Here is a 13,023-nt window from a genome sequence, read left to right on the forward strand (position 1 = left end):
TATCAAACAAGATGCACGGCCATAAATTACCCAAACTGGCGCTCAACTGCCAGTAATAAAAAATTCACTTGCTTCGTCATTTATTCCGAACATAACAGCATTGTCAGTGTATTCCCCTTCTTTTCAATGTCTTACCTGTACATTCACATATAGCGAGAAAAACTGACATGTATTCATTTTTTAGGACTGTACCCCTGCTTCTTCTTGGAAGCACCCTCTCCTACGCGGGAGTACCTTTAATTGAACCCAAAACGCTGGTCAGTTCTAACGGAAAGCTTAATGTTGAAATGACTATGACGGTCGGCACTATCCAAACTGCTTGCCACACTGTTACCACTCGCCTTTACCAAGTGAATGGAGAAACACCCACATCACCGGGAACAACTCTCCGTCTAAAGAAGGGTGATGCTTTGAATCTCACTCTCACTAACAAGCTTGAGCCCGTCGAAAGTTTTGGTGAACCAAACACTTTCAGAGCGCCTAACGTGACAAATTTTCACACCCACGGGCTTCATGTTTCCCCAAAGAAAGGTTCGGATGATGTTCTCACAACAGAGATCAATGGTCATGAGAGCCTGTCAGCCACTTTTAATATCCCTGACTATCACACCCCAGGTCTTTACTGGTATCACCCACACTTTCATGGTTCCACCGCAATGCAGGTTGGAGGGTTAGCTATTGGGGCCTTAATTATTGACGATGATAAATCTGACGGAGTTCCTGTAGAGATCAAAGCACTTCCTGAGCACCTCCTGGTATTAGGTCAAATTAACATCCCCCTTATGGAAACAATGGCCAAAACCAATGGGGATAAACTCTGGAAAGCCGAACCGGATACAAAAAACTGTACAGCACAACAGATTGCTGATGACAGCGATGCCATTCTTGTTAATGGGCAGTCGAAGCCGACTCTGACCATAAAAGCAAACGAGTGGCACAGGCTTCGAATCCTTAATGCCAATGTTCAGGACTGGCTTGATATCCAGAAACCTTCCAGCTGTGATTTCCAGCTTCTAGCTAAAGATGGCATTTATCTAAATGATGCACCAAGAGAAGTCAGCCATGCCGTTCTGGCCGGCGGTAATCGCGCAGATATCGCTGTGAGATGTGATTCAACTGGAACTTATGAGCTGGAGTCAGCCTTAACCAAAGAACGTTCATCCAACCAATTCCTGTGGAGAGGTACACTGCTTACTCTGCAAGTTGAGGAAAGTGAAGATATTGGATCGGGATCTGGAGACAACCCACTACCAAAACTGAACTACAAAACACCTTGTTATTTACCAGATCTGACAAACACAACAGCAGATTTCACTACAAGCTTCGTTATGACTGATGATGAAGAGAAAGGCTTGTTTCAAATTAATGGGCAATCCTTCAACCCCTCTCAGCCAACCTATGAAATGGATCTGGAATCAATTCTGAATTTTGACCTGGGCAATATCGACTTCCATACATTTCATATTCATGTATCACCATTCCAGCTTCTCGAAAATGGCGGTTCCGAAGATGATAATTACTTTCTGAAAGGTGACTGGCACGACACCATCTTCCTTCCAGACCTGCCAGAAGACAAAAAAGGCCATGTTCTTGTAGGTTTTCAGCCCGAATCATACGATGGGGATTACGTTATGCACTGCCATATTCTTCCCCATGAAGATCAGGGGATGATGGGTACTGTCAAAGTTAAAAAGAGCAAAAAACAATCCAGGCTTTGTCCTTCCAAGAAGGGCGGCAACTCCTACTTAGGATTAGAAATAGGTCTCCCAACAGCTTTGATGATAACTGGATTTTTAACAACTGTAGGGATAGGAATCACTTACTGTGTAATTAAACGGCACCGAAGCCGAGGTGGTTACCAGCGAATGCTTAACTTCGATGATATTTGACCTCAAATCAGTCCCTGATACCCAGCCCGAAACCCGGGATAGCGAAAACGGTACCCCGATTCAAGGATTCGATCATTCCGACAGCGTTTACTGCCCCGGCCAGAGGCTGGTATTTCTTTGGTAGAGACCACTCCCATCTCTTCAGCCAGCCAGTGCGTAACTTCTGAAAGAGGAGCGGGGTCACTGTCTACACCCAAATACAACGGATGAATTCCTACGCCCGCCCGATCGAGCTTAATCAGCCAGGCAAGCATGCCTGCACAGTCATCAGAGTGAATTCTGTTTCCATATAACCGAGGTGTATCTGCATACACCTCTCCCCCCTTCACTTTATTAAGCATAAAGTTTCTGCCCGGACCATAAATTCCACCAAAGCGAACCACTGTTGCTGGCAGTTCTGACGAAACCAGCAGAGCCTCTGCTTCAAGCATCACCTTGCCGTTAAAACCTTCCGGGCGCGTAGGAGAAAGTTCATCAACCCACTCGCCCTCGTTCTGGTGATATACCGCTGTACTTGAGGTGAAAAAGATTCGTCTGGGAGGACTTTCCAAAGTGTTAAGCCGGTTTAGAGCATTTTCCAACCCGTGCAGATAGGTCTGCCGGTAGCCGTCTTCTCCCTGTCTGCCGGCAGCTGCGCAATAGATAAGATAATCAATCTGTTCCGGCCAATCTCCCAAAAGGCTATCATCAGTCAGCTCACCTTTTATGGGGAGAACACCTTCCGGCAACTGACTGATATCTCTTCTTAAGCCATAAACCCTGTGTCCACTTTTCATCAGCAACAGTGCCAGGCGACAACCCACATCACCGCAACCAGCTATCAAAGTTATGGGGCCAGGATTGTTATCCACAGGATTTCCGGAAGATTCATTCATAGCAGCCTCGGTTTTCGTTTATTATTGAGCGACAACTTAATAGAAATTCTCAATAGTCAGATATTTCCTCTGATAACAGAGCATAAATGGAAAGGCAGAGTTTGCAGATTTTCTTGCGAATAAAGCCTATAAATACTGTCTAAATTTACAGTATCATGATGCCATGACACTGACAGAATTAAAGTACATTGTTGCACTCGCTCAGGAGTGCCACTTCGGCAAGGCCGCAGAACGCTGCTTCGTTAGCCAGCCAACATTAAGTGTTGGTGTGAAAAAGCTCGAGGATGAGCTGGGCGTTGCCATTTTTGAACGCAGCAAATCGGCTGTGCGTGTAACTCCGCTGGGCCATAAAATTATTGAACAGGCCCAAAAGGTTCTTGAAGAATCTTCCTGCATCAAGACCATCGCCAGTGAAGGCAAGGGTCAGCTGACCAGCCCTCTTCGTATCGGCACTATTTATACCATTGGTCCATACCTGCTTCCTCATATGGTGCCTCAACTGCATAGACTGGCCCCGGAAATGCCTCTCTATGTTGAAGAGAACTACACCCATGTTCTTCGCCAAAAGCTGCGTATGGGTGAACTCGATGCCATTATCATTGCACTGCCGTTTACTGAAGCGGATGTCGTCACCAAACCTCTTTACGATGAGCAGTTCACTGTATTGATGCCTGGCGATCACCCCTGGGCACAAAAAGACGCCATCCCTGTTAGCGATCTGCCTGATGCAAACCTGTTGCTACTGGGGCAGGGACATTGTTTCCGTGACCAGGTTATTGAAGCCTGCCCGGCACTGAATCAGAAAGACGATTCCAAACCCAAGAAAACCACAATAGAAGCAACCTCCCTGGAAACCATGCGACATATGGTTGCCTCGGGAATGGGCATCACCGTTCTGCCAATGTCTGCAACTGGCGGAGCGAATCATTACGCACCCGGTCTTTTAGCGATTAAACCGTTCACTCAACCTGCTCCCGGTCGTACTGTTGCCCTTGCCTGGCGTGCCAGTTTCCCACGCCCCAAAGCCATTGACGCGGTGGTAGAAGCCATTCATCACTGCCCTGTTGTTTCTGAGCATGTTTCTAAGAAGAGCTAAGTGAGGTAACCGCCTTGTCCAAGTCCCTGCACGAGGTTCCGGTTACCACTCTGAAAGGAGTCGGCGCAGCTCTGGCAACAAAGCTGGATAAAATTGGCATCAGCAATCTGCAGGATTTGCTGTTTCATTTACCTCTGCGCTATCAGGATCGCACCCGCATAACACCTTTGGGGATGCTTCAGTTCGGAATGGATGCTGTTATCGAGGGCACAATTGCAGCATCCGATATCGTTATGGGTAGACGACGCAGTCTGGTTTGCAGGGTTCAGGATGGAACCGGTACTGTCACCCTTCGTTTTTTTCATTTCAGTGCCGCGCAGAAAAACAGTCTCAAGAAAGGTTCGACCATTCGCTGCTTTGGCGAGCCTCGCCGGGGTGCGCATGGCCTGGAGCTTTATCATCCTGAATATCGCATTGTCAGTGACTCCAGCGCGGCTCCTGTTGAAGAAACCCTGACTCCGATTTACCCGGCAACGGAAGGTTTAACCCAGCCACGCCTTCGCAGTTTGTGCGAACAGGCGCTGAAGTTTATTGATAACCCCGATGCCCTTCAGGAATGGCTTCCAGCTTCTGTGCGGGATCAACACAGCCTTTGGCCCCTGACAGAAGCAGTTCGCTTTCTTCACAAGCCGCCACCAGATGCAGAGCTGGCCACCATTGCGGAAGGAGTACATCCTGCTCAGCAACGCCTTGCTTTCGAAGAGCTTCTGGCGCACAACCTCAGCCTGCAGCAGATTCGTCAGCGTGTCCGGCTACAGACAGGAATGGCTCTGCCCGGTACAAACCAGCTTGTGGATAAGTTTCTTGGCAACCTACCTTTTCAACTGACAGGTGCTCAGCAGCGGGTTTTTAAAGATATCCACAGCGATCTTTCCCAGCCTACGCCGATGATGCGACTGGTTCAGGGTGATGTTGGCTCAGGGAAAACCGTTGTTGCAGCATTAGCAGCACTTCAGACAGTGGAGAGCAAACATCAGGCAGCTTTGATGGCTCCCACAGAAATTCTGGCTGAACAGCACTACAACAATTTCTCTAACTGGCTGAAGCCTCTTGGTATCACCGTTGCCTGGCTGACAGGGAAAACCAAGGGCAAAAAGCGTGAACAACAGCTGGAGTTAATTCGCACAGGAGAAGCAGAAGTTGTAGTTGGTACCCATGCCCTGTTTCAGGACGAAGTTGAATTTCGCCACCTTGCACTGGCCATTATTGATGAACAACACCGCTTTGGTGTCCACCAGCGTCTGGCACTGAGGGAGAAAGGCCGCAAGATTGGAGCAATGCCTCATCAGCTGATCATGACGGCTACACCGATTCCACGAACACTGGCTATGAGCGCATACGCCGATCTCGACTGCTCAGTTATTGATGAACTACCACCCGGTCGAACACCTGTTAATACCATCGTTATTGGAGATGATCGCAGAAACCAGGTTATTGAAAGAGTTCGTGCTGCCTGTAAGGAAGGCAGACAGGCTTACTGGGTTTGCACTTTGATAGAAGAGTCAGAAGCTCTGCAATGTCAGGCAGCAGAAGTGACCGCAGCGGAATTGACAGAAGCATTGCCAGACCTTTCCATCGGCCTGATCCATGGTCGCATGAAGCCTGCTGAAAAAGTTGAAGTTATGAATGCTTTCAAAGAAGGACATCTGCACCTTCTGGTGGCAACAACAGTTATCGAGGTTGGCGTGGATGTTCCCAATGCCAGCCTGATGATTATTGAAAACCCCGAACGTCTTGGCCTTGCTCAACTCCACCAGCTCAGGGGAAGAGTTGGTCGAGGCAGCGTCGCCAGCCACTGTGTTCTGATGTATCACCCACCACTTTCCCAGCAAGGGCGTGAAAGACTGCAGGTTATGCGTGAATCCAGCGATGGCTTTGTGATTGCCGAGAAAGATCTCGAACTGCGAGGACCGGGGGAGGTTCTGGGGACTCGCCAGACGGGCCTGGTGTCATTCAGAGTTGCAGATTTGGAGCGGGATAAAGCTCTGCTGGACACAATTAAAATCGCAGCAGAGCATCTGATAACTATCGCACCTACACATGTACAACCATTAATTGATCGCTGGTTACCTCAAGGAGATCAATATGCTGATGCTTGAGCGATAAGGCTCTGACCCTATCGCTCATCTAAAGATCTCAGCAGTATGCCACACGTACACGACGGTACTCTGGCTTCCAGATCTGCTGGCGAATGCGTTCTTCCAGAACACTGACTTCACACTCAGGAGCTAAACCTTCCTTCTGAGCCTGCAAAGCTACTGCACGGGCAATTTCACCAGTTACTCGCTTAATATCATTCATTGGTGGTAACAGAGTTCCCTCTGGAGCAGAGATCGCAAGGGTCTCAACCGCTGCGTTCAGCATGCCATCAGAAACCTGTTCGGCACCGCAGGCCAGTGCACCCAGACCAAGGCCTGGGAAGATATAAATATTGTTGCACTGTGCGACCGGATAAACCTTGCCATTAAACTCAACCGGGTCAAATGGACTTCCAGTTGCAACCAAAGCACGTCCACCACTCCAGCTCACAATTTGTTCAGGAGTCGCTTCAATCTGACTGCTTGGGTTGGAGAGAGCAAAAATAATTGGTTGCTTATGGTTCTCAGCCATCTGTTCAATGATCTCTTTCGTGAACAGGCCTGGCTGACCGGATACACCGATAATGGCATCGGGTTTTGCATGACGGATAACATCCATCATGAAGACACCGTCAGTATTGGACCAGCCTTCAATTTCACTCTTCTTGTGAGTCAGCTTCTGCTGGAATGGATACAGGCCTTCCATTTCATCATTAAGCAGACCAAAGCGATCCACCATATAGATACGCTTCTGAGCCTCTTCTTCAGTCTGGCCGCGTTCTACCATCAGACGAATAATCTGGCCGGCAATACCACAACCGGATGAACCCGCGCCAAGGAATGCAATTTTCATCTCTTCCAGCGGCTTGCCTGCAGTGCGTGCAGCAGCCAGAAGAGTGGAAGCTGCAACGGCTGCTGTTCCCTGAATATCATCATTGAAGCTGCACAGCTCGCTGCGGTATTTATCCAGCAATGGCGTTGCATGATGAATAGCGAAATCTTCAAACTGCAGAAGAGCTTTTGGCCAACGACGTTTCAGAGCCTGGATAAAGCTGTCGACAAACGCATAGTACTCTTCATCATCAATACGCTTATGTCTCCAGCCAAGATAAGCTGGATCATCAAGAAGCTGCTGATTATTTGTGCCACAGTCCAGGGTAATTGGAAGAGTCTTGTTTGGTGCAATACCGCCAACCGCAGTGTAAAGGGACAGCTTGCCGATACAGATACCCATACCGCCAATACCCTGGTCACCCAAACCCAGAACACGCTCACCATCAGTGACCACTATCACTTCAATATTGCGCTTGAAGTTGGCCAGCATGGCATCAATGCGATCTCTTTCCGGATAAGAGATATACAGACCACGGGGTCGGCGATAGAGATCACTGAAGCGCTGACAGGCCTGACCGACCACCGGGGTGTAGATAATCGGCAGCATCTCTTCCAGATGGCGCTGGATCAGTGCGTAATACAGAGTCTCATTGGTATCCTGCAGCTGACGCAGATAAATATGCTTCAGGATCGGTGTCGGTTTAACAGAAAAAGATTTGTACGCACGACGGCACTGCTCTTCCAGTGTCTCAACCCGCGGGGGTAACAGGCCATGCAGCTCAAGCTCGCTGCGCTCTTCCATTGAGAAGGCCGTATCTTTGTTCAGCAGGGAGTTTTCCAGAAGGGTACGACCTGTCAAAACGGTATGAATGCAATTGGAATCGACTTCGCTCATTTGTAGCTTCAGTGAAATTAATAAGGGGAAGGAGTTAATGCTCGGCTCTACTCAACGGGTTCTCTGTCAGTCCCCTTGACTCTGAAACCACTGAGCGACGTATTAGGATAAATCTCCCGACATCAACACAAGTAGACCGGGGTCAACGTTTGACTGATCCGCACCGGAGTTGGTCTAGATTATAGAGGCAAAGCTGTTGTGTACTTAATCTGTTCCATGGCAAAGCTGGCTGAAACATTGCAGAGATCAGGGATTGTTTTAATCAGCTTTTTGTAGAACTGGTCATAAGCGTGAATGTTTTTTACCACAACCCGCATCATGTAGTCCCAGTCTCCACCCATGCGATAGAGCTCTACAACTTCGTCAAATGAGGAAGCCTTATCGGCAAAATGTTCCAGCCACTCTTCGTTATGATTGCAGGTTTTCAGGAGAACAAATACGGACAGCGGCAGACCAAGCTTGTCCTGGTCAACAAGTGCTACACGTTTACGAATAACGCCATCTTCTTCGAGCTTACGAACCCGCTTCCAGCAGGGGCTTGGTGAGAGGTCGACCTTCTCCGCAAGATCATTCAGCGAAAGAGAGGCATCCTCCTGCAAATAACCGAGTATTTTCCTGTCTTTTTGATCCATGAAAATATATTCCAACAGCAGGGAAAAAAGAGAAAAATATTCTATAACAAGTCGTTTTTCGGATAAAAGCCAAAATACTCTTCTTTACATTCTTCAGTAACATTCACCGTGCTTTCGAATATTATGGGGAGTTGATTTTTTCATCCATCAAGCCGCAACGCCGGGAGTGTAGCCGTAGCTACGTGACCAGAGTTGCAGCGCAGCGCAAGGGTGAAGAAAAACGCCGCAAGAATATACGAAAGCAGTTGCTCTGATACTTATTAAGCCAGGTCAAAATTGAGGCATATTTTCCCCAGATAACACCTTGAGAAAAATATTTTCCCTCCTCTAATGAGAGAGGGAAAATATTCCAAAAAGCCCATTCATTTCATCGAAAGAGAAAATACTTTTCTATACCACCACACGTATCATTACTTCGTACTCTCACCGACTTTTCTATTAGCAAGGATTGAAGTTATGTGGCGTCCGGAGTGGGACGGCTTTGTAGCCATTATTAAAGATCGAGTTAAACCGGCTCTGGGCTGCACTGAACCTGTTTCAACGGCCCTGGCAGCTGCTTATGCCACTCACCTGCTCGGCTGCCAGCCCGAACGCCTGGAAGTTCTTGTCAGTGGAAACCTGTTGAAAAACGGTATGGGTGTTGGCATCCCCGGTACCGGCGAAGTCGGCCTGCCAATTGCGGCAGCTCTGGGTAGCACCTGCGGTAATCCTGATAAAGGTCTGGAAGTTCTGGCAGACGTTACCCCGGACTTCGTAAAGTCAGCCAAGGCAATGGTTGAGGCCAACCGTGTTTCTATCGCCGTAACTGAAACACCCTCTGTTCTTTATTCAGAAGTTCTTGCTACGGCAGGAAATGAAAGCGCTCGTGTCATTATTCGTGACGGCCATACCAACGTAACCTTGCAGGAGCGTAATGGAAAGGCGGTCATGGAAGCCTCTGTTCAGGACCCTGAGCATTTTGCTGACAAGGAAGTCAGCACCCCAGAAATGAGCATCGAAGCTATCTATGAGTTTGCAACAACTGCAGACCTGGATAAGTTGATGTTTATTGAAGAGTCTGCCCAACTGAACTGTGCTTTGAGTGAAGCTGGTCTGCACGAAGATTTTGGTTTGAAAATCGGTAAGACTTTCAAGAAAAACATTGAACGTGGTTATCTGACTGAAGATCTGTCTGTGCTTGCCATGATGCGTTCATCCGCAGCTTCTGATGCACGTATGGATGGTGCCATGCTGCCAGCAATGAGCAATTCCGGCAGCGGCAACCAGGGTATTGCAGCCACTATGCCGGTTGTAGCCGTTGCAGAACAGATCAAAGCCTCAACAGAGCAACTGATCCGCGCTCTGGTTCTCAGTCACCTGTCTGCTATTCACATAAAATCTCATTTGAACACCTTGTCTGCTCTATGTGGTGCAACAACAGCAGCAACTGGTGCAAGTGTTGCTATCACCTGGTTGCTGGGTGGTAAATTGGATGAAGTGAGTAACTCCATTTTTAACATGTTTGGAGATGTCACAGGTATGTTCTGCGACGGAGCCAAGACAGGTTGTTCACTAAAAGTTTCAACATCGGCTTCTGCAGCGATTAAAGCTGCTTTAATGGCCCTTGATGGTATTCGAATTACCGGTCATGAAGGAATTATTGAAGACGACCTGGAAAAGACCATTGATAACATCGGTCTTTTGGGAAATCAGGGAATGGCGGAAACAGATACAATGATCCTTAAGATCATGACAACGAAATGAGTTGATACTTATTAATTAAGTTAATTTACTCACAAAAATAAATTAAGCCACAAGAAACAATTCTATTAATTTAGAAGGATTTCTTGTGGCTTAATTTTTATTAATTTAAAAAAATATATCATAATTTAATAAGCGCGCCTCAACCACATATTAAACTGTTAAAAAATAGACGATTTTAAAATTAATAAACATGATTTTTGTTCTTTTTGACAAATATCAACACTCCCAGAAAAATAAAATGAAAAGATACAACAATCCAGTTTAACCGGCTGTCTCTCCGCCTTTCTGGAATAAAAACCAACATGTCTATGTCGTTATAAAAAATTATGACGATGCTTTTTTATGCCTGAAAAAAGTCATGTTGGTTTGCCAGTCATTACCCGTGAATTTTTTAAGTAGGACATGATGGATAAGAAAAAACTTGGCTTAGCCAGTATTGTATTACTGGGCTTCAACTCAATTATTGGATCCGGTATTTTCCTATTACCCAGCCGCCTTTATCATCTGGCTGGTGACTGGTCAGTCCTGTTGGTTCTTATTACTGCGGGCATTGTTGCAACAATTGCTTTCAGTTTTGCAGAAGTTTCCGGCTATTTCAGTAAGAATGGTGCCGCTTACGTTTACACCAAAGAAGCTTTTGGTCAATTTGCCGGCTTTGAAGTTGGTTTCCTGAAGTGGATCATGCAGTGCATTGCATGGGGTGTAATGGCTGTTGCTCTGACCAACATCCTGGCTAACACTTTCCACTTTGAAGATAACACAATGCTGCGAAATATGATTATCTTCGGCATTGTGACATCTCTTACATTCCTCAACCTGCAGGGTGTTAACGCCACCAAGATTGTTAACAACGTTTCCACTCTGGCAAAAATGCTTCCTCTGGTCATTCTGATTGCCGGTGGAATCTGGTCCATCAACCCTGAATTTATTTTCCCTGCAGGTGATGCTGCCGGTACTGCTGAGTACACCCTGTCTGGTGAGACTCTGGGTTCTGCTTTGATTCTGTGCTTCTACGCTTACACCGGTTTTGAAACCTTCGGTACTGCGGCTGAAGATATGGAAAACCCCAAGCGTAACCTGCCGCTGGCAATTGTTTATGTAATTGTTGCCGTTATGGTTTTCTACGCACTGGTTATGGCTGTATGTGTTGGCGTTCTGGGCCCAGACATCGCAAACTCCAAAGTACCTGTTGCTGATACTGCGCGTGCTGTATTTGGTGACTGGGGCTTCTACATGATCACCATTGGCTCCATTATTTCTCTTGCCGGTATTAATGTAGCAGCATCTTTCCACATTCCACGTGCTCTGCTGCCTCTGTCCGAAGACAAGATGGTTCCTGAGTTCTTCGGCAAGAAGAATGCTAACGGTGTACCAACTGTAGCTATCATCGCTTCTGCTCTGGTGACTATTCCTATCGCACTGTCCGGTTCTTTCACCACTCTGGCCATGCTGAGTGTGGTAACCCGATTTGCCCAGTACATCCCAACCTGTCTGGCCGTTCTGGTATTCCGCAAGCGTTATGCCAACAACCCTGACATGCAGCCAACCTTCAAGGTTCCTTTCGGTCCCACCCTGCCTGCTCTGGGTGTGACTATCTGCCTGTTTTTGCTGGCTGACCAGAACCCAACCAAGATCATGGTAGGTCTGGGTGCCATGGTTGTGATTGCTCCTCTGTACTTTATGGCTCAGAAGAAAGCTAAACAGTCTGCTGCTCTCGCTGACGCCTGATTGGTCGTTATAGGGATTAAATAATAAGGAAGTTGGCATGCCGCACCTCCGGGTGTGGCAACTTGGGAGTGCTAGGTATGAACACTATTGAATACGTCGAACAATGGCATCAGGAAATCACCAGCTGGCGTCAGGATCTTCATTCCTTTCCGGAAGTTGGTTTTGATCTTCATCAGACAGCTCAGTTCGTTGAAGACAAGCTTATTTCCTGGGGAATTGAGGTAGACAGGAGCTTCGGAAAAACCGGTGTTGTCGGCATTCTGGATGGTAACCTGGGTCCTGGCAGAACGATTGCTTACCGGGCGGATATGGATGCCCTGCCCATGCAGGACAATACCGGTAAACCTTACGCATCAAAGTTTGATGGTGCTGCCCATGCCTGTGGTCACGACGGTCATACAGCCATGCTGCTTGCCACAGCCCGTTACCTTTCTGAACACCGTGATTTCAAAGGCCGGGTAGTGTTCCTGTTCCAGCCTGCGGAAGAGATTGGTGCTGGCGCACGAGCCATGATGGAAGACGGTTTGTTTGAAACCTACCCATTTGATGAGGTTTACGGTTTCCACAACATGCCTCGCCTGAAAGAGAACACTGTTTCTCTCCGTTATGGCCCTATCACCGGTGCTGGTGAAAAGTTCAGCCTTAAAGTGTCAGGTTCAAGCGGTCACTCCAGCGTTCCCCATAAGTGCGTTAACCCTATCACTATCTCAGCCAAGATTATTACTGCCTGGCAGTCCATCGTGACTGAGTGTATTCCCAGTTCAGAGATGTGTGTTCTGGCAGTCACCAAGATCCAGGGTGGTGAAGTCTTTAACTCGATTCCAGAATCTGCAGAAGCCGGTGGCACGATCCGCTTCTATGAGAAAGAAGTTGGTAACTGCCTCAAGAGGCGAATGAAGCAGGTTGCGCAAAGTATCGCAGATGCTTACGACGCAGAAGCCGAAGTCGAGTTTGAAGTTCTATGCCCGGCAACAGTCAATACCACCGAGCATGTTGACTGCGTTGTTGATATCGCCAAACAGACTGTCGGAGCTAACAACGTTGATACCAATGTTGAGCCCAGCCCTGGTGGTGAAGATATGGCTTTCTTCAAGAAAGATGACAACGTCGGTGCCTGCTATTTCATGATTGGAAGCAAAGGCACCAACCTGCACACCTGTGACTTTGACTTTGATGACTCCATTATCCCAATGGGGGTCACCATCCTGTGCCGTATTGCCCAACAGCGTTTAAATTAATAATCTTATTAAGAT

Annotated in this window: 9 protein-coding genes; 6 read left to right on the plus strand and 3 right to left on the minus strand. The window is 47.5% G+C overall.

Going from position 1 to position 13,023, the window contains the following annotated elements:
* Nucleotides 1-167: 167 nt before the first annotated feature.
* The gene (locus tag M3P05_RS07265; RefSeq protein WP_249698818.1) at nt 168-1,889 is read left to right on the plus strand and encodes a multicopper oxidase family protein; all 1,722 of its coding nucleotides are present in this window, start codon (nt 168-170) and stop codon (nt 1,887-1,889) included.
* A 2-nt stretch (nt 1,890-1,891) separates the two neighbouring features.
* Here the strand turns inward: M3P05_RS07265 and M3P05_RS07270 are convergent, their stop codons facing one another.
* Entirely contained in the window at nt 1,892-2,764 is an 873-nt protein-coding gene (locus M3P05_RS07270) for an SDR family oxidoreductase (RefSeq protein WP_249698819.1), read from the minus strand.
* A gap of 163 nt (nt 2,765-2,927) precedes the next feature.
* Between M3P05_RS07270 and M3P05_RS07275 the strand changes: the two genes are divergently transcribed.
* Both M3P05_RS07275 and recG read left to right on the plus strand, forming a co-directional pair.
* Entirely contained in the window at nt 2,928-3,860 is a 933-nt protein-coding gene (locus M3P05_RS07275; protein ID WP_249698820.1) for a hydrogen peroxide-inducible genes activator, read from the plus strand.
* 14 nt (nt 3,861-3,874) lie between these two features.
* Nucleotides 3,875-5,959 carry an ATP-dependent DNA helicase RecG gene (gene recG, locus M3P05_RS07280; RefSeq protein WP_249698821.1) on the plus strand — a complete coding sequence of 695 codons (2,085 nt, stop codon included), beginning with the start codon at nt 3,875-3,877 and terminating at the stop codon, nt 5,957-5,959.
* A 37-nt stretch (nt 5,960-5,996) separates the two neighbouring features.
* Here recG and M3P05_RS07285 read toward each other — a convergent pair whose 3' ends face one another.
* On the minus strand, nt 5,997-7,667 hold the full coding sequence (locus tag M3P05_RS07285; RefSeq protein WP_249698822.1) for an NAD-dependent malic enzyme: 1,671 nt from the start codon (nt 7,665-7,667) through the stop codon (nt 5,997-5,999).
* 179 nt (nt 7,668-7,846) lie between these two features.
* On the minus strand, nt 7,847-8,299 hold the full coding sequence (locus tag M3P05_RS07290) for an Lrp/AsnC family transcriptional regulator (protein WP_249698823.1): 453 nt from the start codon (nt 8,297-8,299) through the stop codon (nt 7,847-7,849).
* Nucleotides 8,300-8,755: 456 nt separating this feature from the next.
* Between M3P05_RS07290 and M3P05_RS07295 the strand changes: the two genes are divergently transcribed.
* The 3 genes from M3P05_RS07295 to M3P05_RS07305 all read left to right on the plus strand — a co-directional run bounded on the left by M3P05_RS07295 (nt 8,756) and on the right by M3P05_RS07305 (nt 13,008).
* Nucleotides 8,756-10,042 carry an L-cysteine desulfidase family protein gene (locus M3P05_RS07295; RefSeq protein ID WP_249698824.1) on the plus strand — a complete coding sequence of 429 codons (1,287 nt, stop codon included), beginning with the start codon at nt 8,756-8,758 and terminating at the stop codon, nt 10,040-10,042.
* Between the two features lie 405 nt (nt 10,043-10,447).
* On the plus strand, nt 10,448-11,770 hold the full coding sequence (locus M3P05_RS07300) for an APC family permease (RefSeq protein ID WP_249698825.1): 1,323 nt from the start codon (nt 10,448-10,450) through the stop codon (nt 11,768-11,770).
* A 77-nt stretch (nt 11,771-11,847) separates the two neighbouring features.
* A complete protein-coding gene (locus M3P05_RS07305) occupies nt 11,848-13,008 on the plus strand; it encodes an amidohydrolase (RefSeq protein WP_249698826.1) in 1,161 nt (386 codons plus the stop codon).
* Nucleotides 13,009-13,023: the final 15 nt, after the last annotated feature.

This window comes from Parendozoicomonas callyspongiae (genome assembly GCF_023502345.1).
Classification (GTDB): domain Bacteria; phylum Pseudomonadota; class Gammaproteobacteria; order Pseudomonadales; family Endozoicomonadaceae; genus Sansalvadorimonas; species Sansalvadorimonas callyspongiae.

What these genes read in the sequence shown, in the direction of transcription:
- M3P05_RS07265 (WP_249698818.1), top strand. Translation starts at nt 168, where the DNA reads ATGTATTCATTTTTTAGGACTGTACCCCTGCTTCTTCTTGGAAGCACC.
- M3P05_RS07270 (WP_249698819.1), bottom strand. Translation starts at nt 2,764, where the DNA reads ATGAATGAATCTTCCGGAAATCCTGTGGATAACAATCCTGGCCCCATA.
- M3P05_RS07275 (WP_249698820.1), top strand. Translation starts at nt 2,928, where the DNA reads ATGACACTGACAGAATTAAAGTACATTGTTGCACTCGCTCAGGAGTGC.
- M3P05_RS07285 (WP_249698822.1), bottom strand. Translation starts at nt 7,667, where the DNA reads ATGAGCGAAGTCGATTCCAATTGCATTCATACCGTTTTGACAGGTCGT.
- M3P05_RS07290 (WP_249698823.1), bottom strand. Translation starts at nt 8,299, where the DNA reads ATGGATCAAAAAGACAGGAAAATACTCGGTTATTTGCAGGAGGATGCC.
- M3P05_RS07295 (WP_249698824.1), top strand. Translation starts at nt 8,756, where the DNA reads ATGTGGCGTCCGGAGTGGGACGGCTTTGTAGCCATTATTAAAGATCGA.
- M3P05_RS07300 (WP_249698825.1), top strand. Translation starts at nt 10,448, where the DNA reads ATGGATAAGAAAAAACTTGGCTTAGCCAGTATTGTATTACTGGGCTTC.
- M3P05_RS07305 (WP_249698826.1), top strand. Translation starts at nt 11,848, where the DNA reads ATGAACACTATTGAATACGTCGAACAATGGCATCAGGAAATCACCAGC.